The sequence below is a fragment of the Achromobacter aegrifaciens genome, assembly GCF_902859735.1.
Taxonomy (GTDB): domain Bacteria; phylum Pseudomonadota; class Gammaproteobacteria; order Burkholderiales; family Burkholderiaceae_B; genus Achromobacter; species Achromobacter aegrifaciens.
This window is the reverse complement of record NZ_CADIJY010000002.1, coordinates 105,803-132,753: the sequence shown is the minus strand read 5'-3', so window position 1 is coordinate 132,753 and position 26,951 is coordinate 105,803. Positions and strand designations below refer to the sequence as shown.

The window sequence follows — 26,951 nt, the reverse complement described above, 5'->3', positions numbered from 1 at the left end:
TATGGTCCTGCCCCCATCCGAAGGATGAGACGCCGGTCCGCTCAATCGTTCAACAACTGCCAGGCCAGGCGGGCAGCCGCCCGCGCGCCGTGGCCGTCCACGTCAAACCGCGGGTTGAACTCCGCCATGTCCGCCAGGCGCAGCTTGCCGCTGGCCTTGACCCGCAGCACGATTTCCTCGATCACCGCCAGCGGCACCCCATAGGGCGCCGGCGCCGACACCCCGGGCATGACCGCCGCGGGCAGCACGTCCAGGTCTATGGTCAGGTAGACGTGCCGGGCCCGGGCCAGCAAGGCGTCGACGTTGGCCAGGCGCGCGGCCAGATGGCGCTCCTGCATGTCGCGGTCCTCGACCCAGACCGCGCCGACTTCGGCGGCGCGCGCGTACAGCGCCGGCGTATTGGCCAGCCGCGATACGCCCAGGCAGGCGTATTGCAGGGCCCGGCCGCGTTCCTCGCAATAGCGCGAGATCTGGTCGAAGGGCGTGCCGGAACTGCCGGGCCGCCCGGTACGCAGGTCGAAGTGCGCGTCCAGGTTCAGCACCAGCACGGGTTCCGTGTCGCCGCGGGCGTCCAGCCAGCGCGCCAGGCCCTGGAAGCTGCCCCAGGCGATCTCATGGCCGCCGCCCAGCACCAGCGGGCGTGCGCCCTGCTCCATCAGTTCCGCCACGCGCAAGCCCAGTTGCTCCTGCGCGTCCTCCAGCCGGTCGCCCTCGCAGGCCACGTCGCCCGCGTCCAGCAAACGCGTGAGGCCGTGCGCCGGCAGGCCCGCCAGGAACTTGCGGATGGCCGACGGGCCTTCGGCCGCGCCGATGCGGCCCTGGTTGCGGGCCACGCCGGCGTCGCAGGCAAAGCCCAGCAGCACCGCCTCGCCCTTGCGGGCTTGGCCACTGGCCGCTTCGACGATATGCGCCAGGCGGCGCGTGTCGCCCTGTTCGGCGCTGTCGTCGCGGGCCTTCCAGAGACTTGGGTCGAATTGCGCCACGCTCATGCCGCCCCCTGCCCCGCGTTCAGCACCGCCTGCAGGAACTCGCGGGTGCGCGGCTCCCGCGGCTGCGTGAAGATCACGTCGGGCGAACCGGATTCCAGGATCACGCCGCCGTCCATCACCGCCACCACGTCGGCCACGTCACGGGCGAAGCCCATTTCGTGCGTGACCACCATCATGGTCATGCCTTCCTTGGCCAGCAGCTTCATGACCTGCAGCACTTCGCCCACCAGCTCCGGATCCAGCGCCGAGGTCGGCTCGTCGAACAGCATGACCTTGGGCTGCATGGCCAGCGCGCGGGCGATGGCCACGCGCTGCTTCTGCCCGCCGGACAGGCTGGCCGGCATAGCCGACATCTTCTGGCCCAGGCCGACCTTGTCCAGCAGGTCCGCCGCCAGTGCATGCGCTTCTTCGCGGCCCATGCCGCGCAGCTTGCGCGGACCGACCGTCACGTTGTCCAGCACCGACAGGTGCGGGAACAGGTTGAAGCCCTGGAACACCATGCCCACCTGCATGCGCAGCTGGTTCAGCTCGGCCTCGGGCAACAGCTCGCCGTGGTCCAGCAGGGTCTGGCCGCAGATGTCGATGGTGCCGGTCTGCGCCACTTCCAGGCCGTTGCAGCAGCGCAGCAAGGTGCTCTTACCCGAGCCGCTGGGCCCGATCACCACCACCACCTGGGACGGCAGCACGTCGAAGTCGATGCCGCGCAAGACCTCGTGGTCGCCGTAGGACTTGCGCAGGCCGCGGATGCGGATCATTTCTTGCGGGTCCGCGGCCCGGGTCGTAGCGGAGTTCATTGCGGAGTTCATTGCACCATCCCTCCCGCGCGCAGGCGGTGTTCAACCTTGCGCAGCACCAGCATGGTGGCCGTGGTCAGGATCAGATAAATCAGCGCCACCACCAGATAGGTTTCCAGCGAGCGATAGGACACGCTGATGATCTTCTGGCCTTCATGCATCAGGTCATGGATCGTCAAGAGCGACACCAGGGCCGAGTTCTTGATCAGCGCGATGAATTCATTGCCCAGCGGCGGGATCATGCGCACCACGGCCTGCGGCAGCACGATGATGCGCATGGCCTGGCCGGACGACATGCCCAGCGAGCGCGCCGCTTCGGTCTGGCCGCGGTCCACCGACTGGATCGCGCCGCGCACGATTTCGGACACGTAGGCGCCCGAGTACATGCCCAGGCCCAGCACGCCGCAGGCGAACGCCGGCAGGGTGATGCCGAAATGCGGCAGGCCGAAGAACCAGATGAACAGCTGCACCAGCAAGGGCGTGCCGCGGAACAGCAGCAAATAAACGCTGCACAGGTTGTAGATGACGTAGCGCTTGGGGTTCAGGCGTCCCACGCCCACCAGCAGGCCGATGACGCAGGCCAGCAGCAAGGCGCCCGCGGTCACCTCGACGGTGACCACGGCGCCATTGATCAGCGCGCCGAAGTCGGCAAAGACGGGAGAAAAATCCAGGTTCATTTCGCGGGGGCCTCGAACCACTTGTTGACGATGGCCTGGTAGCTGCCGTCGGCCTTGAGCTTCTGCAGCGCGGCGTTCAGCTCACGGGTCAGCTCCGGCTTGTTCTTGGGCACGGCGATGCCGTAGTCCTCGGTGGTGATCTGGTCGTTCAGCACCGTCAGGTCCGGCGTGCTCTGGGCGAACAGCTTGGCGGCGGGCTTGCCGGTCACGGCGGCTTCGGCGCGGCCGATCTGCACCAGGTTGAACATCTCCTGGTTCTTCTCGACTTCCACGCGCTGCACCGCCGGGTAGTGTTCTTTCAGGTAGTTGACCGACTTGGTGCCCACCTGCACCGACACCTTGCGGCCGTCCAGGTCCTTCAGGGTCTTGACCGGGCCGTCCTTCTTGGTCATCACGACCAGGCCGCCCGCGTAGTACGGATCGGTGAAGTCCACCACCTTGGCGCGTTCGGGCGTGATGTAGATGGCGGACACGGCAATGTCGGCGCGGCCGGCCTGCAGCGCGGGAATCAGGCCCTTGAAGTCGATGTCGATCCATTCGACCTTCTTGCCCATGGCGCCGGCCAGGGCTTCCACCAGTTCGATGTCGAAGCCGGTGCGCTTGCCGTCCTTGACGAACTCCATCGGCGGGAAGGTCGCGTCGGTGACGGCGCGGATGGTGTCCTGGGCAAACGCCGGGGCGGCGCTCCAGGCGAGGCCCAGCGTCAGGGCGGCGGTCAGCAGTGTGCGGCGAGTGGTCATGGTGGGTCCTCTATGGAATATGGATACGGCAGTCGGGTGTCTACGGGTACGGCGTGGAATGGAAGAAGGCGGTCTTAATGAGCTTGCAGCTTCGCCGAGATGCGCCGGGCCGCGGCCACGGTCATTTCGGTCAATGCCTCGGGCCGCTGGGCGGCCCGGGTCGACGGCGCCATCAGCGTGATCGAGGCCACGGCCTGGTTGGCGCGTTGAAAAATGGGGACGCTGACGCCCCAGACGCCGGCATCGACTTCGCTGTCGGTGACGGCATAGCCCTTGGTGCGGATGGCTTCCAGTTCGTGGCCCAGCCGGCCGGCGTCCACATCGGCCTCGGCCGCCAGATACGCCAACGCGGCCTGCTGTCGGGCAAGCGGCATGAAAGCCAGCAGCGACTTGGCCGAGGCGCCGCGCGCCAGCGGCAGGCCGCGCCCCTTGGTGAAGGAACAGCGCAGCGGATGCTGGCTCTCGATCATGTCCAGGCACACGGCCTGATCCTTGACCGCCACCAGCAGGCCTATGGTTTCGCCAGAAGCGGCGGCCAGCGCGGCCATGTCGGGCTGCGCTTCATGGATCAGGAACGAGGATTGGTCAAAGCCCCAGGCCAGTTGCACGCACAGCGGGCCGGGACCGTACTCGCCATCGTGCTCGGCGACGAAGCCCCAGCGCTTGAGCAGCGCCACCTGGCGGTAGAGGGTGCTTTGCGCCAGGCCGGTCTGCTCGGCCAGCGCGGCGATGCTGAGGGGGCCGTCGTGCCTGGCCAGGGTGGCCAGCACATACAGCACGCGATCCGCGCCTGCCCCGACTGATAGATCCGCTTTCAACATTTGGCTCCAAGCTAACGGAGCGCAGATTATCAATTTATGGCTCTTACCCTGCTTTTTATTCCCGAATACTGAGAATTAATAGGGAAAACCCCAGAGCCCAGACGCAAAAAAAGCGCCCGAAGGCGCCAAAGCATCCGCCGCGCCCCGGCGGCGCACGGCGGCGCAAGCCGCGGCCAGAGGCCGGTCAGGGCTGGTGCGCGGTCGACCCCAGGATGCGCTCGGCGCAACGCGCCCAGTACAGCAGCCGCGCGTCCTCCTTCACGAAGCCGACCATCTGGAAGCCCAGCGGCAGGCCATTGGGGCCGCGCGCCACCGGCAAGGTGATGGACGGGTTGTGCAGCAGCGACCAGATGCGGATGAAGGCGGAGCTGCCGGTGGAACTGGCCGGCGGCGCCTCGCCCAGCGTGGACGGCATGGCCACTGCGTCGACTTCGCGCGCAACGTCGTAGAACGCCCGGCGGCATGCGTCGGCGGCATCCAGCGCCCCCGCGTACTCGGCCGCGGACAGGCCCTCGCCCATCGTCAGGTACTCGATCAGCCCGGGATCGCACAGCGCCGCATGATCGCGCTTGATGGCGGCGTACTCGCGCGCCAGGTCGTAGGCCATGATCACGTCCTGCGCCTCGCCCATGGTGTCGAAGGCTGCGGGCATGGCCAGTTCCGTGACCTTGACGCCTGCGGCCGACAAGGCGCGCAGATTGGCCTCGAAGCTTTCGCGCATGCAGGGCTCGGTGTCGGCCCAGTCCTTCGGCCGCCAAACGCCCAGGCGGAAATCGCTGCGCAATGCGGAGGCCGGATCGAACCGGGGATCGCCGGTAAACGCCCGCATGAACAAGGCCGCGTCGTCGACCGAACGCGAGATCGGCCCGATCACGTCCAGCACCCGCGAATAGCGCCGGATCGCCACGTAGGGAATGGCGTCCAGCGTGGGCTTGAAGCCCACCGCGCCGCAGAACGCCGAGGGCCGCAGAATCGAACCCGCCGTCTGCGTGCCGATGGACAGCGGCGCCATGAAATCGGCAACGGCCGCCGCCGAACCGGCCGAGGACGCGGCCGGCGTACGGGTCAGGTCATGCGGATTACGCGCAGGCCCCGGCAGCATGATGGCGTGGCGCGACACGGTGTTCTTGCCCAGCACGTTGAACCCCAGCTCATGCGCCTGCGTCACCACGGGCGCGTCGGCCTCGGGCTGGCGGCCGGGGAAGATCTCGGGGTCGCCCAATTCGGTGGGCATGGCCGCCGTGTCGATGGTGTCCTTGATGCCCAGCGGCACGCCGTCCAGCGCGCGCCGCCGGCCGTGGCGGTCCCATTCACGGGCGCGGGCCAGCGCGCCCTCGGCGTCCACCCGGACCCAGGCCTTGACGCCGCCGTTGCGCTCTTCGATGCGGTCCAGGCAGGCGCGCGCCCAGGCTTCGCAGGTCAGCGTGCCCTGCTCCAGCGCGGCCAGGCCCTGGGTGGCGGTCAAGGCGGCGATGGCGTCGGGCGCCGGGCGGCGCGCAACGGACGCCGGGGAAACCATGGTTTCGGAATTAGGCAAGATACGGCTCCTGCAAAGAGATATGGGAATAGGAATTTGCCATCCGCGACGGCGGCTGCCGGCGGGATGGCTCTGGCGGTTTCAAGCGGGGATGCTGCCGCTGGGCGGACGGTCCGCGCCCGCGTGGCCGCCCCGTCCTATGTACAGATCGCTCATATGCTGGTTGGCCAGCAGCGCCTGCCCCGTGTCGGTCAGCACGATGCGGCCGGAATCCAGGATGTAGCCGCGGTCGCTGAACGCTAGCGCCTGGCGCGCGCGCTGCTCCACCATCAGCACGCCCACGCCGATCTGCGGCAGCCGCCGCACTTCGGCGAACACCTGCTCGGTCAACGCCGGCGACAAGGCGGCGGACGGTTCGTCCAGCACCATCAGGCGCGGCGAGGACATCAGCGCCCGGGCGAAGGCCAGTTGCTGGCGTTCGCCGCCGGACAGGTTCTCGGCGTGGGTCTTGCGCCGCCCGGCCAGCGCCGGGAACAGCTCGAACATGTCGCGAATGCGCTTTTCACGCGCCTGCACGTGTTCCACCACCTGCAGGTTCTCCAGCACGGTCAGCGCGCCGAACACATTGCGCACCTGCGGCACATAGGAGATACCGATGCGCACGCGCTCCTCGACCGGCAGCGTGAGCAGGTCGCGGCCGTCAAAGGCCATGGTGCCGGCGATGCGCGGCAACAGGCCCATCACCGCCTTGACCAGCGTGGACTTGCCTGCGCCGTTGGTGCCGGCGATGGTAACGATCTCGCGCGGCGCCACGTGCATGTCGATGCCGGACACGATATCGACCTCGCCGTAGCCGCCGGACAGGCCTTGCATGACGAGCTGGCTCATATCACTCCCCCCATGTACGCCTCGCGCACCTGTTCATTGGCCAGGACGCTGTCGGGCGTGCCTTCGGCGATGACGCGGCCGCGGTCCATGACGTACATGCGCGGCACGATGCGCGACAGCTCTTCCAGGTTGTGTTCGATGATGGCGACGGTCAGGCCGCGCTGGTTGAGTTCCACGATGCGCGCCGACAGCTCCTCGATCAGCACCGGGTTGACGCCGGCGAACGGCTCGTCCAGCAGGATGCAGCGCGGCTCCAGCATCAAGAGCCGTCCCAGCTCCAGCAGCTTCTTCTGGCCGCCCGACAGTTTCCCGGCGGGCTCGTCCGCGACCCGCGACAGGTTCAGGAAGGCCAGCAGTTCATGCACGCGCTCGGCGTTGCGCGCCTCTTCGCGGGCCACCTCACGGCGGGCGAACACCAGCGCCGCCAGCTTTTCGCCGCGCTGGTCCGGCGCCGCCGCCATCATGTTGTCGAAGACCGTCAGCTGGCTGAACTCGCGCGGCACCTGGAAGGTGCGGGCCAGGCCCCGGCGCACGCGCTGGTGCACGGCCACGCCCGTGATGTCCTCGTCCGCGAAGCGCACGGACCCGGAACTGGGCGGGATGTAGCCCGTGACCACCGAGAACAGCGTGCTCTTGCCCGCGCCGTTGGTGCCTATCACCCCCACCATTTCACCCTTGCGCACTTCCAGCGACACGTCGTCCAGCGCCTTGAAGCCGCCGAAGCTGGCGCTCAGCCCTTTGATGCAAAGCAGCGTCATGCCTTTCTCCTGCGCGTAGTGCCCGCGTTGCCGAAAATGCCCTGGGGCCGGTATAGCACCACGCAGATGAGCGCCAGGCCGATGACGCCGATGCGCACGCTGGCCATCTGCACCTCCGAGATGCCGCCGACGAAGTCCCGCACGAAGCGCGAACCTTCCAGGAATCCGACCAGCAGCACCGTGCCGGCCACCACGCCACTCAAGCGCCCCACTCCGCCCAGGATGATGGCGATCCAGATGTAGAAGGTGATCAGCGGCACGAACTGCTCGGGGCTGATGAAGGTCAGGTAGTGCGCCTGGAAGGCGCCCGCCAGGCCGGCCAGGCCCGCGCCCAGCATCAGCGAACGGGTCTTGAAGCGGGCCGGGTCCTTGCCCAGCGCCCGCACCGCGACTTCGTTGTCCCGCACCGCCTCGATCACGCGGCCAAACGGGCTGCGTATCACCAGATGGATGAGGAACAACGCGCCGGCGTTGACCGCCAGAAGCAGCAGCATGATCCACAGGTCCACCGTCTGCGGCGAGGCCCAGCCCGCGAACAGCCGCGGGATGCCTGGCAGGCCGTGCATCCCGCGCGTCAGCCATTCCTCGGTCTGCAGCATCATGCGCACCGACTCCGAGAAGCCCAGCGTCACGATGGCAAGGTAGTCGCTGCCCAGCCGCAAGGCGATCATGCCCAGCGGCCACGCGGCCAGCGCCGCGAAGGCCGCGGCCGCCGCCATGGAGATTGGGATGGGCACGCCCTTGAGCGACAGCAGGGCCGAGGTATAGGCGCCGATGGCGAAGAAGCCGACGTGGCCGAAGTTGATCAGTCCGGTGAACCCGTAATGCAGCGACAGGCCGAAGGCCAGCAGCATGTAGATCAGGATCCCGATGGCGATAGCAATCAGATAGGCTTCCATGATTTCACCTCGCCGCCATCGGACGGCCGAAGATGCCCTGGGGACGCAGCAGCAGCACGCACAGCAGCACCGCGAAGGCGAACACGATCTTGTAGGCAGGTCCCACCACCAGGCTGGCGATTTCCTGCGCAATGCTGAACACCATGATCCCGACGATGGCGCCCACCGGATTGCCGATGCCGCCCAGGATCACGGCCGCGAACATGGGCATCAACAGTTCCCAGCCCAGTTCGGGGATCACCACTGCCTTGATGCCCAGCAGCACGCCGCCCAGCCCGCAATAGGCGCCCGCGATGCTCCACAGCGTGATCATCACGCGTCGTCCGCGTATGCCGCTGGCCGCGGCCAGCTCCGGGTTGTCGGCCACCGCCCGCATGCGCCGCCCGGTGGGCGTCATGTGCATCAGCGCGAACACCAGCGCCAGCGCCGCCACCGCCGTGCCGACGATGTAGAGATCGGTAGGCAAAATGCGCACGCCGCCGAAATTCCAGGCGCGCGTAAGCGGCAGGTCGAAGGTGTACTGGTCCTGCCCGGCGAAGAAGGTGATCGTGCTCCGCAGCGCGAACGCCACGCCGATGGACGCGATCAAGCGCGACACGTTGGAGCGCGACTCCAGCGGCCGGAACACCCAGGCATAGAAGAACAGGCTGACCAGGGTGGTGCCGGCGACGGCGGCCAGGCCGCCCGCCAGCATCGAGCCGCCGGCCAGCGCCTGCGTGAAGACGGCGGCGTAGGCGCCCAACGTCATGTAGTCGCCGCTGGCGGCATTGGGAAAGCGGGCGATGCCGAACACCAGCGTGATCGCCAGTGCCGGCAAGGCCAGCAGCATCCCGATCACAACGCCGTTGATCCCGGCGTTGATGACGGTGATTGCATCCATACTTGTGTTCCCCTAGTGTTTTTATCGTCAGACTTTGCCGGCGATGACTTCATTGAGCACCAGCTTGCCGTCGCGGATGTCGAAGACGCCAAAGTCCGGCACGGTCTCGCCCTGCTTGCCGAAGTCCAGGCGCGAGGATGCGCCGTCGTAGTCCACCGGCTTGCCTGCGCGCAGCAGCGCCTGGCCTTGCGCAAAGCCGCTGACCTTTTCACCGCCGCCCTGCGCGGTCACGGCGCGGATCTTGCCGTTGATGGCGGCCACGTCCGCGGTGGCCCCCGCCGCCTCGATCGCCAGCGCCAGCGTGATCACCATGTCGTAGGACTGCGAAGCAAAGATGTCCGGCTCGCGCTTGGTGCGCTTGCGGAATTCTGCGGCGAAGGTCTTGTACGCCTGGTGCTCGTGGGCCGCGACGTTGGAGATCGAGATGATGCCCTCGGTGGCTTCCTTGCCCAGCGCCTTCACCAGGTCTTCGTTGGCGGTCCAGCCGGGCATGATGAACTTGCAGTCCTGGCCGGTCTGGAACCACTCCTTCAGGATGATGGTGGCGTCGGGCCGGTAGGCGCTCAGCGAGATCACGTCGGGCTTGGAGGCCAGCACCTTGGTCAGCTCGGTGCGGTAGGTGGTCTGGTTGGGTTCGTAGATGGTGAAGGCGCTGACCTTGCCGCCCTTCTCCTGCCAGGCATCACGAAAGTAGTTGGCCTGCCCCACGAAGGTGGAGTTATTGAAAGCCATGACCGCCGGCCGCTTGAAGCCGCGCTGGCGCGCCACTTCCGCAAAGGCGCGGCCGAACACGGCGTTGGACGCCTGGAACATCCAGGCCAGCCCCTGCTTGTTCTCGGTCAGCATTTCCGGCGCGCCGCAGGTGTTCATGGTGATGAGGCCCGCGGCATTGGTGATGGGCATGGCGGCCAGGCCCACCGACGACGGCCAGATGCCGACCACCGCCTCGACCTTGTTGATCTCGATCAGCTTCTTCACGGCCAGCACGGCGGCGTCGGGCTTGGTCTGGTCGTCTTCGGCGTAGAGCTGGATCTTGCGGCCGGCGGCGCCGCCGGCGGCGTTGACCTCGTCGATGGCGATCTTGATAGCTTCCAGCATGGCCGGCCCGTAGGGGCCGCCGACGCCGGTGATGGAATTGAGCGCCCCCAGGCGGAACGGCTGGGCCGACTGCGCCCGGACCAGGGAGGGCGCGGCGGCGCAGGCGGCCAGCGCGGCGCTGGCCGCGATAAAGCCGCGGCGGGAGAGATGGATGGGCTGTGTCATGAAGGTTCCTTGCGGCGTGAACATCTTTGTTCAACTTCGAATAGCCGCCGGCGTCAGCAACGCCGGCGTCCCCTTGTAGCTTGGATGCGACTTCGATACTGCCTGCTGCGGTTTGCCTGCTACGCGATGACTCCTCGGGCGCGCATGCCTGCAATGCTGTCTTCCGCCACGCCAAAGCGGCGCAGCACCTCGTCGGTGTGCTGGCCCATCAGCGGCGCCGCCGTGCGTAAGGCGCCTGGCGTTTTGGAAAACTTGGTCGGAATGCCGATGGTCTTCATCTTGCCCAGCGCGGGATGGTCCAGTTCCTGCACCATGCCGCGCGCCAGGTAATGCGGGTCCTGCATGGCCTGGCCGAAATCGTTGATCGGGCCGCAGGGCACGGACGCCCGTTCGCAGCGCTCGATCCATTCGGCCGCGTCGGCGCGCGCAAACTCCGCTTCCAATATGGGTTCCAGCTCGGCAATGTGGGTCAGCCGGTCGGAGTTGGTAATGAAGCGCGGATCGGTGATCAGTTCAGGCCGTTCCAGCACATCCGCGCACAGGCGTTCCCAGGTGCGCTGGTTGGCCGCGCCTATCATGATGTAGCCCTGGCGCGTGTTGAACGCCTGATATGGCGCCGACACGCGGTGCCGGCTGCCGGTGCCTTCCGGCACCGTGCCGTCGGCAAAATAGGCGGCGGCTTCCCAGACGAACCAGGGCAGTCCGCACTCGGCCAGCGCGATGTCGATGTGCTGGCCCTCGCCCGTCTTCATCTGGTGGATGCAGGCGGCCAGGATGGCGTAGACCGCGGTCAGGCCCGCCCCCACGTCATAAATGGCGATGCCCGATTTCAAGGGCCGCCCGCCGGGTTCGCCCGTCATGCTCATGATGCCGCTCATGCCCTGGGCCACCAGGTCGAAGCCGCCCTTGCCCGCGTAGGGTCCGGAATGGCCGTAGCCGGAGATGGAGCAATACACCAGGCGCGGATTGATGCGCGACAGCGTTTCGTAGTCCACGCCCAGCGACTTGGTCACGCCCACGCGGTAGTTCTCCACCACCACGTCGGCCCAGCGCGCCAGCTCGTACAGCACCTCGCGCGCCTCGGGGTCCTTCAGGTTCAGCGCCACGCCTTGCTTGTTGCGGTTGATCTGGGCGAAACAGGTGGATTCGCCGTTCACATAGGGGCCCATTTCACGGGAGTCGTCGCCGGCGCCGGTCTTCTCGACCTTGATGACCTCGGCGCCCAGGTCGGCCAGCACCATGGTGCAATACGGCCCGGCCATGATCTGCGAAAGATCCAGGATCTTGATGCCGGCAAGGGGGGATGCAGCTTGAGTCATATGCGGTCCGTCTTGGGTCGGTGGCCGGATCAGCGGCCGATGAATTCGGGAATGCGCTTGGCGGCGAAGGCCTCGCGGCCGCGCCGGTAGTCCTCGGTGCCGAAGCATTCGTAGGCTTCGCTGCGTTCGTCCGGAGTCAATGTGCGTCCTTCGCGCAGCTGGCTCACGAAGCGCTTGTGCCAGCGGTTGACCAGCGGCGCCGCCGCGGCGATGCGGCGGGCGGTCGCGTAGGTCTGTTCCGCCACGCGTTCGTCATCCACCACGCGGGTCAGCAGCCCCTTGGACATGGCTTCTTCGGCGCCGAAGATGTTTCCTTCCAGCAGGATTTCCAGCACGCGCGCAGCGCCCACCACGCGGATCAGGTCGGTCAGTTCCTGGTGGTCCACGGTCAGCCCGATGCGATTCACCGGGATGCCGTAGCGGCTGTTGCGCCCGCCGATGCGGATGTCGCACAGGGCGGCCAGCTCCAGCCCACCGCCCACGCACACGCCTTCGATGCAGGCCACGGTCGGATGGCGCAGGTGCTTGAGCGTGTCGGTCATGGACAGGGTGAAGAGCGCGTATTCGGCCGCTTGCGCGGCGCCGTCGCGGTCTTCCTCGAAGCCGCCGATGTCGCTGCCGGCACAGAAGGCCCCGCCCGCGCCGCGCAGCACCACGCAGCGCACGTCGTCGTCGGCGTCGAGTTCGCGCATGACCCGGCCGAATTCCCGGTACATGTCCAGCGTGAACGCGTTGCGCTTTTCCGGGCGGTTCATCAGCACGGTGGCCACGCCGTCGGCGTCGCGGCTCAGGTCTATGCTCATGCCGCGCCCTCCAGGCGCAGTTCGGTGCCCTTGAGCACCACCCTGCCGTCCAGTTCCAGCGTGGCGTCGGTGACGATGGTGTCGTAGTGCGCCGCCGCCTTGACGGTGCCGCCGATGTAGGCGCTGGTGCCCAGCGCCAGCTGGATCGAGCCGTAGACCGATTCGTCGGACAGCATGGTGCCGTCCAGCTGGCAGCGCGGGTTCATGCCTACGCCCAGCTCGCCCAGGTTGTAGACCAGCGGATCGTTGAAGCTGGCCAGCAGATCGCGGAACTGGCGCGCCACCGCGCCGCCCTCGATCGCCACCGCCATGCCCTTTTCCATATGGATGCGCACGGGTTCGTCGCGGATCAGCGAAACGCCGGGGATGCTGGCGTTGACCACGATCACGCCTTCGGCCGTGCCTTCCACGGGCGCCAGGCTGGACTCCAGGCAATAGCCCGCCGAAATGTCGGTGGTGTTGGCAAAGCCGTGCAGCGCGCGGCCGCGGCGGCCGGCGATGCTCATGGTCACGTCGGTGCCGAGTTCGCTAGTGACGCGGGCGGTGTCGGCGCGGGTCAGCGCGTCGGCCAGCCCCTGGATCTGCGGGCGCAACGCATCGAAATCGCAGTCCCAGCCTTCGGCCAGGAAGAAATCGGGCAGGTGTGATTCGGGCAGCACGATCACGCCGACCCCGGCGCGCGTGGCCTGCTGGCGCGCATCGGTGTGCGCGGCATTGGCGCGGGTCAGCGCGATGACCAGGTCGGCCGCCTGCATGGCCTGGGCCACCACCGGCGACAACTGCCGGCCGTGGCGCGCGGAGCCGGCGATCTGCAGCAGATGCAGGCCGGCGCCCGCCTCGTCCACCGCAATGGCCAGGGGCTCCACGTTATGGTGGGTATGCAGGTCATACAGCACCAGCACTTCCATGCCCGGCTTGGCCGCGCCCAGCTGGCTGACCACCTTGCGCGCGTTCTTCAGTTTCAACAATGTATGCATGGCGCGCTCCTCAAGCCGCTTGCGACGCGCGGGCGTCGGCGATGCGCTGGGCGTCGGCCACCGCGCGCCCGAGGATGTCCAGGCCGCGGGCCAGTTCCTCGTCGGTAATGGAAAGCGGCGCCAGGAAGCGGATCACGTTGCCGTAAAAGCCCGCCTTCACCAGCACCAGCCCGCCCTGGTAGGCGGCCTGCACGATGTGGGCCGCCAGGTCGCCAGCGGGACTGTCGTCGCCCGCGCCGCGCACGACTTCGAACGCCACCATGGCGCCCAGGCCACGCACGTCGCCGACGATGCCGTACTGACCGGCCCAGTCCGCAAAGCGTGTGCGCACCCGGCCGCCCAGGTCGCTGGCTCGCGCCGCGTAGTCTTCGCGCCGCATGACGGCAATGGTGGCGAGCGCCGCGGCGCACGCCAGCGGGTTGCCGCCATAGGTGCCGCCCAGGCCTCCCACGGCGGGCGCGTCCATCAGGTCGGCGCGCCCCACCAGCGCCGCTATCGGCAGCCCCCCGCCCATGGACTTGGCCAGGGTGTAAAGGTCGGCCTCGATGCCGGCATGCTGGGTGGCGAACCATTCACCGGTGCGGCAGAAACCGGACTGGATCTCGTCAGCGATCAGCACGATGCCGTGTTGGGTGCAGTAGGCGCGCAGCGCCTGCAGGAAGGCGGGCGGCGCGGCATGGAAGCCGCCCTCGCCCTGCACCGGCTCGATGATCACCGCGGCGACCTGCTCCGGCGTGACCTCGGTTTCGACCAGGCGGCGGAATTCGTTGAAGGCGGCCTCGGCGCATTCGGCTTCGGTCAGCCCCGAGCGGTAGCGCACCGGGAACGGCGCGCGATAGACCTCGGATGCGAAGGGACCGAAGCCGGTCTTGTAGGCGGGCGCCTTGGCGGTCAGGGACAGCGCCATGTAGGTGCGGCCATGGAAGGCGTTCTCGAAGGCCACCACCGCCTGCCGGCCGGTGGCGCGGCGCGCCACCTTGATTGCGTTTTCGACGGCCTCGGCGCCAGTCGTCTGCAGCATGGCCTTCTTGGGCCAGGATCCCGGGACCAGGCCGACCAGCGTCTCGGCCAGCTCGATGTATTCCGGATACATGACGATGTTGAAGCAGGTGTGCAGGTAGCGCGCCGCCTGCGCCTGGACGGCGGCCACCACCTCGGGGTGCGCATGTCCCACGTTCAGGGTGCCGATGCCGCCAGCGAAATCGATGTACGCGTTGCCGTCCAGATCGGTCAGCGTGGCGCCGCGGGCAGCGGCCGCGAACACCGGAGGGCCATTGGCCACGCCCAGCGCGACCGCGGCATTGCGCCGGGCCAGATACGCCTGGCACTGCGGGCCGGGAAGTTGAGGGGACTGCGCGGCGTCTTTCATTGCCCAGGGCTCCTTGGATGAGTGGGTACGGCGACGAAGTGAAGCCACTATATTCTTGTGCGTTTTATTGTGTCAATGCTGATTTACAACTACGCATTCTAAATTGTGCACAATCTTGCGTTCAAATTGTGATATGCTTTGCCCCACTCAACCCAGGTGCCTACATGCCCACTAAACGCGCGACTGCCTCTGCTGACGCCGCCGCCCCCGAAACACGCAAGGCGGCCTCCACCCACGAAGTCATACTGGATATGCGGGAACGCATTGCGTCGCAGGCCTTGCTGCCCGGCACCCGCGTGCCGGAAGAAGACCTGGCGCAGGCCTATGACATCCCGCGCGCCAAGGCGCGCGAAGTGCTGGCGACGCTGGAAGACCGCGCGCTGGTGGAACGGGTGCCCAACAAGGGCGCCGTGGTGGCCCTGGTCGACATGGAAACCACTTATCGCCTGTATCAGGTGCGCGAAGCCCTGGACGGACTGGCGGTGCGGCTGGCCATGGCCAACGCCACGCCCGCCGACTGGGAAGCGATGCAGGCCCTGCTGGGCGAGCCCTTCGAACAAAGCCTGAAAAGCGGCGACATCGAGGCGCACGTGGCCACGATCGAGCAGTTCCGCAACCACATCAAGGAACTGGCGCGCAATCCGGTGCTGAGCGACATGATCGAACGCATCTACGACCGCACCCGCGTGTCGATGCGCCGCGTGGCCCTGCTGCCGGGCCGCTCAGAGATGGGGATCAAGCAATACCGCGCCCTGCTGGACGCCATGGTGCGCGGCGACGGCGACGAGGCCGAACGCTGCGTGCGCGAATTGAACGGCAGCGCCCGCGACTACATCGAGCGCTACAAGAACTACGTGATCTGAATCGGGCCGGCCCCTTGCGGGCCGGCCTTGGGCAAGCCCGCGCCTCAGGGCGCGGCGGGCTCGTCGTAGTTGTTGAGCTTCACGCCCGAAACGCCCTGGACCGCGGAAGACGCGGCCGGGGCTTTCTTTTCTGCGGCGGGAGCCTGCGCGGCTGCCGCGCCCTGCTCCGGACTGGTCGGCGTGTCCGCTGCCGCGCCCGTCGTCGTCCCCGCCGCCTCGGCGCCTTCTTCGGCCGGCCGCGCCGCCCGCAGCTTGCGGCGGGTTTCTTCTTGTTGCGCGATCAGCTTGTCCAGTTCCGCCGCCACTGCCGTGGACTTGCCCGTCCTGGCCCAATCGGCCGGGGTCTGGCCCTTGGTATCGCGCGACCCCACGTCCGCCCCCGCCTTGAGCAGCAGGTCCACCATGGGCTTGCGGCCCGACAGCGCCGCCATCATCAGCGGCGTTTCGCCATTGGGCGCGGGCGCGTTGACCATGGCCTTGTGCGCCAGCAGCAGGCGCGCCATTTCCAGCTGGCCCTTCGAGGCCGCGTAATGCAGCGGCGTCCAGCCCAGGCGGTTGACCTGGGCGCCGCGCGCGATCAGCTTCTTGGCGCGTTCGGTCTGGCCGGCGATGGCCAGGTACATCAGCGGCGTCTCGCCCGCCGGGTTCTCGGCGTTGACGTCGGTGCGCTTGTCGGCGGCGATTACGTCGAACACCTTCCAGGCGCCGTCCACCACCGCGCGCATCAGCGCGGGCTGGCCATTCTTGTAGCGCACGTTGGGATCTTCGCCGCGCGCCAGCAGTTCCTTGATGTCGTCCGGGTAGTCATTGGCGACGTAGACCCACCAATCGCCGGGATTGGCGGCCTGCGCCGCAGCGGGAACCGCCATGCCCACGGCCAGCGCCAGCAGCGCTCCACGGCAACACGACAAGAAGGCGTTCTGGACGGAAGCGTTGCGGGCAGCCATGGATTTCCTATAAATCACTTTAAATAAATTAGATTAGGTTATTTCTTTATCTTATTGAAAAGACGGAAGAAATTTTCGGTTGATGCACGCGCCACTTCGGCCACGGGTATGCCCCTGAGATCCGCGATCTTCTCCGCCACGTGGATCACCTTGGACGGATCGTTCAGCTTGCCGCGGTACGGCACCGGCGCCAGATACGGCGAATCGGTTTCGATCAGCAAACGGTCCAGCGGCACCTTGGCGGCCACTTCATGCACGATCTGCGCATTCTTGAAGGTCACGATGCCGGACAGGGAAATATAGAAGTTCTGGTCCAGCGCAGCCTGTGCCACTTCCCAATTTTCGGTAAAGCAATGCATCACGCCGCCGACCTCGGCCGCGCGCTCTTCCCGCAGCATGCGCACGGTGTCCTCAGCGGACGAGCGCGTGTGCACGATCAGGGGCAGGCCCGTGTCGCGGGCGGCGCGGATGTGGCGGCGAAAACGCTCGCGCTGCCAGTCCAGCGGTTCGGACAGGCGGTAGTAGTCCAGCCCGGTCTCGCCGATGGCCACCACCTTGGGATGCTCGGACAGGCGCGCCAGCTCTTCGGGCGTGGGATCCGGAGTGTCTTCGTAATCGGGATGCACGCCGACCGAGGCCCACAGATTGGCCTGCGGTTCGACCAGCGACATCAGGCCCGGCCATTCCGGCATGTTGACGCTGACGACCAGCGCGTGGGTGACCTGGTTGGCGGCCATCCGGTCAAGAATGGCCGGCAGGTCGGCCGCCAGTTCCGGGAAGTTCAAATGGCAGTGGGAATCGACGTACATGATGAGTCTGGATACAAGTGCCGCGGCGCTGCGCCCTTTGCCGGACGAAGCGCCGCCGGATCAAGGGCTTACGCCAGGCAGGATAGCACCACGCGCTGCAGGGTCGCGTGGGCGAAGAGCTTGGCGTTCAAAGGATGGGTGGCCAGCGCGCGCTGGCGCGTCAGCCAGCGCGCGGCCTCGGCGACCTTGGCCGGATTCATGCGCGCGGCAACCTGCGCGACCGCGCTGCCCAGGGCCGGGAAGTAGCGCGACGGCGCCCCCGCGCTGGCCAGCATCAGGTCGGTGTACAGGCGCTGCAAGGCGTCGATCCACTCAGTGGCCGCCACCTTTTCCAGGGCCTCGGCCAGCGTGCCCACGTCGGGCGACTGGCCCTTGGACAGCGGCCCGACCAGCTGGGTCAGCCAGGGCGGACAAGCGGCCTCGTTAGACTGGGCAAGCCTCAACGCCGCCAGCGGCGCGCCGCCGGCGGCCGCCAGCCATTCGCGGGCCGGTTCCACGTTTTGCTCGCGCAACCATTGCAGCGCGGTGTCCGGGTCGGGCGCCGGCAGCGGCAGGCGGCGACAGCGCGACACCAGCGTGGGCAAAAGGCGGTCCGGCGCGTCCGCGACCAGCAGGAACACCGTGTGCGGCGGCGGTTCTTCCAGCACCTTGAGCAAGGCGTTGGACGACACCACGTTCAGCGCATGGGCCGGGTACAGCAGCGCCACGCGCCAGCCGCCGCGGTGCGTGGCGGTGTTGAACCAGGACTCCAGGGAGCGGATCTGGTCTATGCGTATTTCCTTGGACGGCGCGCGCTTGGCTGCGCCCGTGGCAGGTTCGGCGTCCTCAGAGGGCTCGGCGGCGTCCGCCCCCTCTTCCACCGCCACGGCTTCGGGCCGGATGCGGCGCAAGTCGGGATGATTGCCGCTGGCGAACCAGGCACAGGCGGCGCAACGGCCGCAGGCCAGGCCGTTGTCCGGGGTTTCGCACAGCAGGCTGGCCGCCGCGGCGACCGCGAAGTCCAGCTTGCCGATGCCGGCCAACCCATGGATCAGCCAGGCGTGGGCGAAGCGGTCGCGGTTGCCCAGCCAGTTGCGCGCCGTCTCGGCCTGCCAGGGCAGGAACTGCGGCGCGTTGGAAGCCGTGGCGTCCTCATCTTTGGCGGCGCGGGTCGCGTTCATGCCGCCTGCCCCAGCAATTCACGCAGTCCCGCCTCCAGGCCGGTGCGGATCTGGGCAATGGATTGGGTGGAATCGACAATGCGGATGCGCTTCGGATCAGCCTCGGCGCGGGCGTGGTAGGCCTCGCGGGTGCGTTCGAAAAAGGCCGCGCCCTCGCGCTCGAAGCGGTCCGGCTCGCGCGCGTCGGCCAACCGGGCGCGCGCCACTTCCAGCGGCACGTCGAAGAGCCAGGTGCGGTCGGGCTGGCCCGCCTGCATCCAGGCTTCCAGCGCGGCCACGCGCGCCGCGCCCAGGCCGCGCCCGCCGCCCTGGTAGGCATAGGTGGCATCGGTGTAGCGGTCGCAGACCACCCAGGCGCCGCGCGCCAGCGCGGGTTCGATGACCTGGTGCAGATGTTCGCAGCGTGCGGCGAACATCAGGAGCGTCTCGGTGTCCAGCCCCATGGGGTCGGTCAGCAGCAAGGCGCGCAACTTCTCGCCCAAGGGCGTGCCGCCGGGTTCGCGGGTGGACACCACGTCCAGCCCCTGCGCGCGCAGGAAATCGGCGATCCAGACGGTGTGCGTGCTCTTGCCCGCGCCGTCCACGCCTTCCAGCGTGATAAAGCGTCCGCGCGTGGTCATTGGTCTTGTCCTTGTACTTGTGCCTGTCCCTGATCCGGCTCGGGCGCGGCGTCCGGCGCCGGGCTGGCGCTGGGCGCGGCTGCGGGCGTGCCGTTGGCCTGGTTGCCAGTCGCTGCGCCGCGGCTCGAAGCCGGGCCGGGCGCGGCATTCTGGCTTTGGCCCTGGCCCAGGATATAGCGGGAAACGTTGCGGTTGTGCTCGTTCAGGTTGACCGAGAACTCGCTGGTGCCGTTGCCGCGGGAAACGAAAAAGAGGAACTTGTGCTGCTCCGGCTGCACCGCGGCCAACAGCGCCGCGCGGCCAGGCGCCGCGATCGGCGTGGGCGGCAGGCCCGGACGCGTATAGGTGTTCCAGGGCGTGTCGGTCTGCAGGTCGCGCTTGCGGATGCGCCCCTGGTAGGCGTCGCCCATGCCGTAGATCACGGTGGGATCGGTCTGCAGCAGCATGCCGATCTTGAGCCGGTTGGTGAATACGCCGGCCACGCGGCGGCGATCCGGCCCATGGCCGGTTTCCTTTTCAACGATCGATGCGAGCACCAGGGCCTCGTAGGGCGTGGTCACCGGCAGGTCCGGCTGGCGCTTGGCCCAGGTGTCCTGCAGGATGCGCTGGCCTTCCTGGTAGGCGCGGCGCAGCAGGTCGTAATCGGTGCTGCCGGGCGTGAAGATATAGGTGTCCGGGAAGAACAGCCCTTCCGGCTGCTTGATTTCCGAGCCCAGGCGTTCCATCAGTTCTTCATCGGTGGTTTCGCCCAGCGTCTGCTTGACGTCGGGATTCGCGCGCAGCGCCTGGCGGATCTGGCGGTAGGTCCAGCCCTCCAGGAAGGTGATCTGCCGCTGCGTCATGTCGCCGCGCGCCAGGCGTTCCAGCAACTTCCAGGGCGAGTCGCCGTTGATGGCCTGGTAGCCGCCCGCCTTCATCTGCTTGTCGAGCTCGGACAAGCGCGCCATCCAGATGAAGCCAGGCTCCCAGACCGGCACGCCGGCATCGTTGAGCACCCGCGCCACCGTGCGCGGGCTGCTGCCCGGATCCACCACGAAATCTATCCTGTCGGCCTTCAGCTGCATGGGCTTGTGCGCCCAATACCAGGCGCCGCCCACGGCTGCGGCGGCAGCCAGCGCGATCAACAGGAAAAACCACAGGACGAAAAAAAAGAGTCGCTTCTTCATAAGTGTCGGAAGTTTAATTGATCGCGCGGACCTGTTGCGGCTAAAGAGGGGCGGAACGTAGCGCGCGGCCCTGCGCGCCGCGGGGACATGGCCCAGCCCGGAGGGGAACACGGCTATCATCAGCACTTTGATGACGCGATAACACCGCCTCCATGCACGCTTTCCATTCTTCGATTCCCGTCCGCGCGGAAGGTTGCGCGCAAATTGCGCCGCTGGACGACTTCCTGGTCTTTGCCGCATCCGGCGCGGACGCCCTCGGCTTCCTGCACGGCCAGCTCACGCAGGACGTCACCGGCCTGCCCCGGGACGCCGCCCGCCTGGCCGGCTACTGCACCGCCAAGGGCCGCCTGCTGGCCACCCTGGTGATGTGGCGCGCCGCCCCCGGCGCGGACGACGCGCCCCAGCTCTATGGCCTGGTGCGCCAGGATCTGGCGCAGGCGCTGCTCAAGCGCCTGTCGATGTTCGTGCTGCGCGCCAAGGCCAAGCTCGCCGCCACGCCGCTGCATGTGGCGGGCGTGACGGCTTCGGCCACGGACGTGGCCGCGCTGGAAGCCGCCGCCGGCGAGCTGCCGCGCGAACCCTGGCAGCGCGCCGATCTGCCGTCCGGCACCTGGATCGCCGCGCCGTCCGCCGACGCGCGCCTGCGCTGGTGGTGGATCGCGTCCGACGAACAACTGGAACAGTCCGCCGCGCTGGCAGGCGCGCTGGGCCTGGCGCCGGCCGCGCAATGGCACGCCGCCGACCTGGCCGCAGGCATTCCGTGGATCACCGCGGCCACGCAGGACGTCTTCATCCCGCAAACGGTCAACCTGGACCTGATCCAGGGCGTCAGTTTCACCAAAGGCTGTTATCCGGGCCAGGAAGTGGTGGCGCGCAGCCACTACCGCGGCACGGTCAAGCGGCGCATGGCATACGGCACCATTGCCGACGCCGCAATCCAAGGCCAGGCGCTGGCCGGCATGGATGTCTATGACGCCAGCCAGCCCGGCGAACCCACCGGACGGATCGTGGACGCGGCCGCCGCGCAAGGCGCCGTTTCGGTGCTATTCGAAACCACGCTGGCAGCCTTGCCGGAAGGCGACCTGCGGCTGGGCGCCGTGGACGGTCCGCGCATTGCGGCCGCTGCGCTGCCCTACTCCATCACGCCGTAAACCAAAGGCCGCCGCGCCTGAGCCGGCGCGGTTGCGCCGGGCCGGACGCTCCCAAGCCGGCCCTTACACCGCCACGCCGAACAGCGCGCCCACCCCCGCCGTCACCGCCATCGCCAGGCCGCCCAGGATCGTCACCCGCAACGCGGCCGGCCCCTTGGGCGCGCCGCCCGCGCCCGCAGCCAGAGCGCCCAGGCCGGCCAGACAGGCGACCGATGCGCCGATGACCCACACAATCAATTGCGGCAAAGGCGCTGTCGCCGCCACGGCCAGCGGCAAGGCCGCGCCGCCCGCAAACGAGGCCGCGGACGCCACCGCGGCCTGCACCGGACGGGCGCGGTTATGGATGGAGATACCCAGCTCGTCGCGGGCATGCGCGTCCAGCGCATCGTGGCTGGTCAATTGCCGCGCCACCTGCTCGGCCAGGTCGCGGGTCAGGCCGCGCGCCACGTAGATGTCGATCAGTTCGGCCAGTTCCTCGCCGGAATTGCGCTTGAGCGAGCGCTGCTCCATGCGCAGGTCGGCGGCCTCGGTATCGGCCTGCGACCGCACCGACACGTATTCGCCCGCCGCCATCGACAGCGCCCCCGCCACCAGTCCGGCCACGCCCGAGGTCAGGATGGCGTCATGCGTGACCTGGGCCGCCGCCACGCCGGTAATAAGGCTGGCGGTGGACACGATCCCGTCGTTGGCGCCCAGGACGGCCGCGCGCAGCCAGTTGCTGCGGAAAATCCGATGATGTTCTTTTGAAGGCATTGCCAGAAACCCATGCGCCGCGCGATGAACGCGTGGCGGGTCCGGCTTGCGCAGGACCCGCCACGCGCGGGATTCAGCGCGGCGTCACGCGCACCGCGGTAAGCAAGCCTATCACGCAAAGCGTGGCTTGCTCGCCGTCGTACGCATGCACCTCGACCTGGCAGACGGACAGGCGCTTGCCCGGCTTGACCACGCGGCCGCTGGCCACGTAGCGGCTACCCTTGGCGGGCGCCAGGAAGTTCATCTTGAACTCCGAGGTCAGCACGTCCTCGCCAGGCCCAAACAGCGTGTAGGCGGCATAGCCGCCGGCGCTGTCGGCGATGGTCGTGGAAATGCCGGCGTGCAGAAAGCCGTTCTGCTGGCACAGGTCGGCTCGGTAAGGCAGCACGATGTCCACCCTGCCCGGCTCGACCACGTCCAGTTGCGCACCCAGCAATGTCATGATGCTTTGCCGGGCGAAGCTCTCCTGGACCCTGGCGGCCGGGTCCAGCGGCGCTTGCGATGACGCCATGTCAGTCCTGCTCGCGCTTGACCAGGTTGACGATGCTGGAGAAGTCCAGCTTGCCCGAACCGCCGGAGCTATGCAGCGAATACAGGTTGCGCGCCAGCTCGCCCAGCGGGATCGAGGCGCGCGCCGACAGGGCGGCCTCGGCCGCCAGGCCCAGGTCCTTGAGCATCAGGTCCACGCCGAAGCCGCCGGCGTAGCCCTTGGAGGCCGGCGCGTGCTCCATCACGCCGGGCCAGGGGTTGTAGAGTTCCGTGGCCCAGTTGCGCCCGGAGCTCTTGGCGATGATGTCCGACAGCACCTTGGGATCCAGCCCGTTGGCCACGCCCAGGGCCAGGGCTTCGGAGGTGCCCGCCATCAGGATGCCCAACAGCATGTTGTTGCAGATCTTGGCCACCTGGCCGGCGCCGGCCGGGCCTGCGTGGAAAATGTTCTTGCCCATTTTTTCCAGCACCGGACGGGCGCGCTCCAGCGCCGCGGCCTGGCCGCCGACGATGAAGGTCAGCGTGCCGGCTGCTGCGCCACCCGTGCCGCCGGACACCGGCGCGTCGATCATGGCGATGCCGCGCACCTCGGCCGCCTGCGCCACCTTACGCGCCGAGTCCGGCGCGATGGTGCTGCATTCGATGACCAGCGCGCTGGACGGGATCTTGCCCAGCAGGTCCTCGCCCAGGTACAGCCCTTCGACGTGCTTGCTGGCGGGCAGCATCGAAACCACCACCTCGGCGCCCTTGACGGCTTCCGAAGCGGACGCGGCGGCGCGGGCGCCGGCGTCCGTCAGGGTCTTCACCGCTGCCGGCACCAGATCGAAAACCGTCACGCTATGTCCGGCCTTGACCAGATTCAATGCCATGGGCGCGCCCATATTGCCCAAACCGATAAACGCGATGCTGCTCATGATGTCTTGTCTCCTGTTGCTATTGCTATAGGTGTGAAACCATCGTGGTACTAGCGTTGCCGCGCCGGCGGGCGGCGGCCGGTCCGCCGCCGCGTGGCGCCTAGCGGCCTTCCTGGCCCAGGTCCGCCAACGGGTGGGGCTCGCCCTCGGGCCAGGGTTCGTCAAAGAATTTCTGCACCCAGGCGTCGGTCGCCATGTCGATGACGGCGGGATTCCAGCGCGGCTTCTTGTCCTTGTCGATCAGCAAGGCGCGGATGCCCTCGGCGAAATCGCCATGGGCGGTGCAGGCCAGCGCCGCGATGTACTCGGCACGGAAAACGTCGTCCAGCGAGCGCAGGCGCAGCCGCTGCTGCAGCGCGAACGACAGGCGCACCGATCCGGGCGAGCCGGCCAGCATCGTCTGCGCCGCGCGCGCCAGCCACGGATCCTCGTGGTCCTTCAGCGCGGCCAGTTCTTCGTAGATGTCGTCCAGGCGATTGCCGCTGCACAGGCTGTTGATCAGGAACGAGTGCTGCCGCAAGTTGCCCGGCGCCAGCGGCGTCTTGGGCTCCAGCGCCGTCAGGGCGCGGCGCAGCAGGCCGTCGTTGATCGCGCGCGGAGGAATGGCATCCTCCGCCGCGCCGGCCGCCTGGCCGGCCCAGGGCTGCTCTTCCAGCGAAGCCAGCAGCTTGGGCCAATCCGCGTGATCCAGGCGGAAGTCCGCCAGGCCCGCGAAGAAAGCGTCCGACGTACCCAGCTGCGCGCCGGTCAAGGCCAGGAACAGTCCGATCCTGCCTGACATGCGGTTCAGCAGCCAGCTGCCGCCCACGTCCGGAAACAGGCCGATCGTGACCTCCGGCATCGCCAGGCGCGAGGTCTCGCTGACCACGCGGTGGCTGGCGCCCATCATCAGGCCGATGCCGCCGCCCATGACGATGCCATGGCCCCAGCACAGCACCGGCTTGGGATAGGTGTGGATGCGGTAGTCCAGCCGGTACTCGTGCTCGAAGAAGCGGCGCGCGTAGGCGTTGTTCCAGCCCGGCTTGCCGGCGTTTTCCGTCATGCTGCGGTACAGGCCATGCAGGTCTCCGCCCGCGCAGAAGGCCTTGTCGCCCGCACCCTGCAGGACCACCAGGGCCACGCCGGGATCGCGGGCCCAGGCGTCCAGCCGTTCGGCCAGCAGGTCCACCATTTCCAGCGACAGGCCGTTCAGGGTCTGCGGCGAATTCAGCGTCGCGATCCCGAACCGTACTCCATTGGCAGCGGTTTTTTCTTCGAACAGCACCGGTGCATTCATCTTATGTCGGCTCCTTTTTCCAACAATTGGCGGGCGATGATCACGCGCATGATCTCGTTGGTCCCCTCCAGAATCTGATGAACGCGAGTATCGCGCACCAGACGCTCCAAGGGATAGTCCCGCAGGTATCCGTAGCCGCCGTGGATCTGTTGCGCGTCCAGGCAGATCTGGAAACCCATGTCGGTGGCGAAGCGCTTGGCCATGGCGCAGTAGGTCGCCGCGTCCGGCGCCCCCGCATCCAGCTTGCAGGCCGCCAGGCGCACCATCTGGCGCGCCGCCACCAGGTGCGTCGCCATGTCGGCCAGCTTGAATTGCAGCGCCTGGAACTCGGCCAGGCGGCGGTTGAACTGCCGCCGTTCGTCCATGTAGCGCCGGGCGGCGTCCAGCGCGCCTTGCGCCGCGCCCACCGAGCAGGTGCCGATGTTGATGCGTCCGCCGTCCAGGCCCTTCATGGCGATCTTGAAGCCCTCGCCCTCCTGGCCCAGCATGTTGGCCGCCGGCACGCGCACGTTCTCGAAGGTGATGGGGCGCGTGGACTGGCTGTTCCAGCCCATCTTCTCTTCCTTGCGGCCATAGCCTATGCCCTCGCTGTCGGCCGGAATGGCGAACGCGCTGATGCCGCCCGCGCCCTCGCCGCCGGTGCGCGCCATGACCACCAGCAGGTCTGTGTCGCCGCCGCCCGAAATGAAGGCCTTGGCGCCGTTGACGATGTAGTCATCGCCCTGGCGCTGCGCCCGGGTCGACAGCGATGCGGCGTCCGAACCGGCGCCCGGCTCGGTCAGGCAATAGGACGCCAACTTCTGGCCGCTGGCCAGCAACGGCCCCCAGGCTTCGCGCAGCGCGGGCTGGCCCCACTTGCCGACCATCCAGGTGGCCATGTTGTGGATCGTGAGAAAGGCCGTGGTCGACGGGTCGACCGCCGCCATTTCCTCGAACACCAGGGTGGCATCCAGGCGCGGCAGGCCCAGCCCGCCGATGTCCTCGCTGGCATAGATGGCGCAAAAACCCATTTCGCCCGCACGGGCGAAGGCCTCGCGCGGGAAGATGCCTTCGGCGTCCCAGCGCGCCGCGTTGGGCGCCAGTTCGCCCTCGGCGTAGTCGCGCGCCGCCTGCGCAAAAGCGCGTTGCTCGTCGGTCAGTTCCAAGTCCACAGCCTGTCTCCTGTTGTACTGAATATTGTCTGTTGGCGTTGCTGCCGTCTCGTGAACGCCAGCTCGTCGATTTTGACATGACGTTGACGTAAACGTAAATGCGTGACGGTGCCTATGTTACGCCGGAAGCGGCAAAGGAATTTGTCCTATTTGCGACATTGTGCGGGGCGGCGCGCCCCCCCTCGGAGCGCTTCCCTACAGCAGCCCGGCCGGGCGCACCCTGCCGTTCTTGGCCGTCTTGGCGCGGCGGTGTTCGGCGCGGCGGCGCCGCGATTCCTTGGGATCGAAACTCAGGCCGCGGTAGATTTCCACCCGGTCGCCATCGGCCAGCCTGGCCTGCGGCTCGGTGGCGCGTCCGAAAATACCCACGCCCCGGCTCCAGGGCTGCACCACCGGAAAAGCCTGGGCAAAGCCGCTGGCCGCGAGCGCGTCGGCCACCGTGGCGCCGTCGGGCAGGCGCAATTCACGCAGCCAGACATGGCCCGGCAGGGCATAACAAACGCTGACGCCGATCTGCGCCGCGGACGGCTCATTCGCCATACTTGGCCTGCGCGCGCTTGGTGAAGGAATCGATGAAGCTGGTGGCGATGCGGTTGAACACCGGGCCCACCACCATTTCCAGCGCGCGGTTGGAAAACGCGTACTCCATGGTGAACAGGACCTTGCAGGCGTCCTCGGCCAGCGGCTGGAACTCCCAGTGCCCGACCAGGCTGGAGAACGGGCCGTCGACCAGTTCCAGGTCGATCCGGTCGGGATAGGCATGGGTGTTGCGGGTGGTGAAGCGCTGCTTCATGCCCGCGAAGCTGATCAGGATGGAGGCCTGCATGCCGTGCTCGTCGCGGGTCTGCACCTCGGCGCCGCCGCACCAGGGCATGAACTCGGGGTACTTCTCCACGTCGGCGACCAGATCGAACATCTGGGCGGCGCTGTAAGGCACCAGGACGGATCGTTGTACTTTGTGCATCGACTATCGCAAATGGCTAGAATGGCACGATTTT

At 67.8% G+C, this 26,951-nt stretch carries 29 protein-coding genes; 2 read left to right on the top strand and 27 right to left on the bottom strand.

Annotated features, from left to right (window positions below):
* Window positions 1-41 precede the first annotated feature (41 nt).
* The 15 genes from hutG to gabT form a co-directional block, all read right to left on the bottom strand.
* Entirely contained in the window at window positions 42-989 is a 948-nt protein-coding gene (hutG, locus tag HV766_RS06635) for a formimidoylglutamase (protein ID WP_054456765.1), read from the bottom strand.
* A complete protein-coding gene (locus HV766_RS06630) occupies window positions 986-1,744 on the bottom strand; it encodes an amino acid ABC transporter ATP-binding protein (RefSeq protein WP_175162966.1) in 759 nt (252 codons plus the stop codon). Before HV766_RS06630 ends, hutG begins: the two co-directional genes overlap by 4 nt.
* 47 nt (window positions 1,745-1,791) lie before the next feature.
* Entirely contained in the window at window positions 1,792-2,460 is a 669-nt protein-coding gene (locus HV766_RS06625) for an amino acid ABC transporter permease (protein WP_013393489.1), read from the bottom strand.
* Window positions 2,457-3,200 (bottom strand): transporter substrate-binding domain-containing protein, encoded by a 744-nt coding sequence (locus HV766_RS06620; RefSeq protein WP_119451092.1) that lies wholly within the window; start codon window positions 3,198-3,200, stop codon window positions 2,457-2,459. Before HV766_RS06620 ends, HV766_RS06625 begins: the two co-directional genes overlap by 4 nt.
* Before the next feature lie 74 nt (window positions 3,201-3,274).
* The gene (locus tag HV766_RS06615; RefSeq protein WP_175180819.1) at window positions 3,275-4,021 is read right to left on the bottom strand and encodes an IclR family transcriptional regulator; all 747 of its coding nucleotides are present in this window, start codon (window positions 4,019-4,021) and stop codon (window positions 3,275-3,277) included.
* Between the two features lie 184 nt (window positions 4,022-4,205).
* Window positions 4,206-5,558 carry an amidase gene (locus HV766_RS06610; RefSeq protein ID WP_175180818.1) on the bottom strand — a complete coding sequence of 451 codons (1,353 nt, stop codon included), beginning with the start codon at window positions 5,556-5,558 and terminating at the stop codon, window positions 4,206-4,208.
* An 81-nt stretch (window positions 5,559-5,639) separates the two neighbouring features.
* A complete protein-coding gene (locus HV766_RS06605) occupies window positions 5,640-6,386 on the bottom strand; it encodes an ABC transporter ATP-binding protein (RefSeq protein WP_119451090.1) in 747 nt (248 codons plus the stop codon).
* Complete coding sequence (locus HV766_RS06600) at window positions 6,383-7,144, bottom strand: ABC transporter ATP-binding protein (RefSeq protein WP_054456759.1); 762 nt, start codon at window positions 7,142-7,144, stop codon at window positions 6,383-6,385. Before HV766_RS06600 ends, HV766_RS06605 begins: the two co-directional genes overlap by 4 nt.
* Window positions 7,141-8,043: a branched-chain amino acid ABC transporter permease gene (locus HV766_RS06595; protein WP_054456758.1), complete on the bottom strand. Its 903-nt coding sequence runs from the start codon at window positions 8,041-8,043 to the stop codon at window positions 7,141-7,143. Before HV766_RS06595 ends, HV766_RS06600 begins: the two co-directional genes overlap by 4 nt.
* A gap of 4 nt (window positions 8,044-8,047) precedes the next feature.
* Window positions 8,048-8,923, bottom strand: a complete 876-nt coding sequence (locus HV766_RS06590; protein ID WP_054456757.1) for a branched-chain amino acid ABC transporter permease — start codon at window positions 8,921-8,923, stop codon at window positions 8,048-8,050.
* 27 nt (window positions 8,924-8,950) lie between these two features.
* Window positions 8,951-10,186, bottom strand: coding sequence for an ABC transporter substrate-binding protein (locus tag HV766_RS06585; RefSeq protein WP_225588714.1), 1,236 nt, complete (start codon window positions 10,184-10,186; stop codon window positions 8,951-8,953).
* Window positions 10,187-10,305: 119 nt separating this feature from the next.
* The gene (locus HV766_RS06580) at window positions 10,306-11,505 is read right to left on the bottom strand and encodes a CaiB/BaiF CoA transferase family protein (RefSeq protein WP_175162942.1); all 1,200 of its coding nucleotides are present in this window, start codon (window positions 11,503-11,505) and stop codon (window positions 10,306-10,308) included.
* A 29-nt stretch (window positions 11,506-11,534) separates the two neighbouring features.
* On the bottom strand, window positions 11,535-12,308 hold the full coding sequence (locus HV766_RS06575) for an enoyl-CoA hydratase/isomerase family protein (RefSeq protein ID WP_175180817.1): 774 nt from the start codon (window positions 12,306-12,308) through the stop codon (window positions 11,535-11,537).
* Window positions 12,305-13,285 (bottom strand): aminopeptidase, encoded by a 981-nt coding sequence (locus HV766_RS06570; protein ID WP_175180816.1) that lies wholly within the window; start codon window positions 13,283-13,285, stop codon window positions 12,305-12,307. The genes HV766_RS06575 and HV766_RS06570 overlap by 4 nt, the downstream gene beginning before the upstream one ends.
* Window positions 13,286-13,295: 10 nt before the next feature.
* Entirely contained in the window at window positions 13,296-14,654 is a 1,359-nt protein-coding gene (gabT, locus tag HV766_RS06565; RefSeq protein ID WP_054456752.1) for a 4-aminobutyrate--2-oxoglutarate transaminase, read from the bottom strand.
* A 164-nt stretch (window positions 14,655-14,818) separates the two neighbouring features.
* On the opposite strand from gabT, the gene HV766_RS06560 reads away from it, so the two are divergent.
* Window positions 14,819-15,517 (top strand): GntR family transcriptional regulator, encoded by a 699-nt coding sequence (locus tag HV766_RS06560; protein ID WP_054456751.1) that lies wholly within the window; start codon window positions 14,819-14,821, stop codon window positions 15,515-15,517.
* A gap of 44 nt (window positions 15,518-15,561) precedes the next feature.
* Here HV766_RS06560 and HV766_RS06555 read toward each other — a convergent pair whose 3' ends face one another.
* The 5 genes from HV766_RS06555 to mltG all read right to left on the bottom strand — a co-directional run bounded on the left by HV766_RS06555 (window position 15,562) and on the right by mltG (window position 20,219).
* Window positions 15,562-16,464, bottom strand: a complete 903-nt coding sequence (locus HV766_RS06555; RefSeq protein ID WP_175180815.1) for an ankyrin repeat domain-containing protein — start codon at window positions 16,462-16,464, stop codon at window positions 15,562-15,564.
* Between the two features lie 38 nt (window positions 16,465-16,502).
* Window positions 16,503-17,273, bottom strand: coding sequence for a TatD family hydrolase (locus HV766_RS06550; RefSeq protein ID WP_054456749.1), 771 nt, complete (start codon window positions 17,271-17,273; stop codon window positions 16,503-16,505).
* Between the two features lie 68 nt (window positions 17,274-17,341).
* Window positions 17,342-18,433 (bottom strand): DNA polymerase III subunit delta', encoded by a 1,092-nt coding sequence (holB, locus tag HV766_RS06545; RefSeq protein ID WP_054456748.1) that lies wholly within the window; start codon window positions 18,431-18,433, stop codon window positions 17,342-17,344.
* Window positions 18,430-19,053, bottom strand: coding sequence for a dTMP kinase (tmk, locus tag HV766_RS06540; RefSeq protein ID WP_054456747.1), 624 nt, complete (start codon window positions 19,051-19,053; stop codon window positions 18,430-18,432). The genes holB and tmk overlap by 4 nt, the downstream gene beginning before the upstream one ends.
* Window positions 19,050-20,219, bottom strand: coding sequence for an endolytic transglycosylase MltG (gene mltG / locus HV766_RS06535; protein WP_054456746.1), 1,170 nt, complete (start codon window positions 20,217-20,219; stop codon window positions 19,050-19,052). Before mltG ends, tmk begins: the two co-directional genes overlap by 4 nt.
* A 152-nt stretch (window positions 20,220-20,371) precedes the next feature.
* Between mltG and ygfZ the strand changes: the two genes are divergently transcribed.
* A complete protein-coding gene (ygfZ, locus tag HV766_RS06530; RefSeq protein WP_175180814.1) occupies window positions 20,372-21,370 on the top strand; it encodes a CAF17-like 4Fe-4S cluster assembly/insertion protein YgfZ in 999 nt (332 codons plus the stop codon).
* 63 nt (window positions 21,371-21,433) lie between these two features.
* Here the strand turns inward: ygfZ and HV766_RS06525 are convergent, their stop codons facing one another.
* The 7 genes from HV766_RS06525 to HV766_RS06495 all read right to left on the bottom strand — a co-directional run bounded on the left by HV766_RS06525 (window position 21,434) and on the right by HV766_RS06495 (window position 26,917).
* Window positions 21,434-22,123, bottom strand: a complete 690-nt coding sequence (locus HV766_RS06525) for a VIT1/CCC1 transporter family protein (RefSeq protein WP_054456744.1) — start codon at window positions 22,121-22,123, stop codon at window positions 21,434-21,436.
* A 73-nt stretch (window positions 22,124-22,196) separates the two neighbouring features.
* A complete protein-coding gene (locus tag HV766_RS06520; protein ID WP_054456743.1) occupies window positions 22,197-22,634 on the bottom strand; it encodes a PaaI family thioesterase in 438 nt (145 codons plus the stop codon).
* A 1-nt stretch (window position 22,635) separates the two neighbouring features.
* Window positions 22,636-23,526, bottom strand: coding sequence for a 3-hydroxyisobutyrate dehydrogenase (gene mmsB / locus HV766_RS06515; RefSeq protein WP_054456742.1), 891 nt, complete (start codon window positions 23,524-23,526; stop codon window positions 22,636-22,638).
* Between the two features lie 100 nt (window positions 23,527-23,626).
* On the bottom strand, window positions 23,627-24,802 hold the full coding sequence (locus tag HV766_RS06510; protein WP_054456741.1) for an enoyl-CoA hydratase/isomerase family protein: 1,176 nt from the start codon (window positions 24,800-24,802) through the stop codon (window positions 23,627-23,629).
* Window positions 24,799-25,953, bottom strand: coding sequence for an acyl-CoA dehydrogenase family protein (locus HV766_RS06505; RefSeq protein WP_054456740.1), 1,155 nt, complete (start codon window positions 25,951-25,953; stop codon window positions 24,799-24,801). Before HV766_RS06505 ends, HV766_RS06510 begins: the two co-directional genes overlap by 4 nt.
* Before the next feature lie 195 nt (window positions 25,954-26,148).
* Window positions 26,149-26,493: an RnfH family protein gene (locus HV766_RS06500; RefSeq protein ID WP_054456739.1), complete on the bottom strand. Its 345-nt coding sequence runs from the start codon at window positions 26,491-26,493 to the stop codon at window positions 26,149-26,151.
* Complete coding sequence (locus HV766_RS06495) at window positions 26,483-26,917, bottom strand: type II toxin-antitoxin system RatA family toxin (RefSeq protein ID WP_042793335.1); 435 nt, start codon at window positions 26,915-26,917, stop codon at window positions 26,483-26,485. The genes HV766_RS06500 and HV766_RS06495 overlap by 11 nt, the downstream gene beginning before the upstream one ends.
* Window positions 26,918-26,951 lie beyond the last annotated feature (34 nt).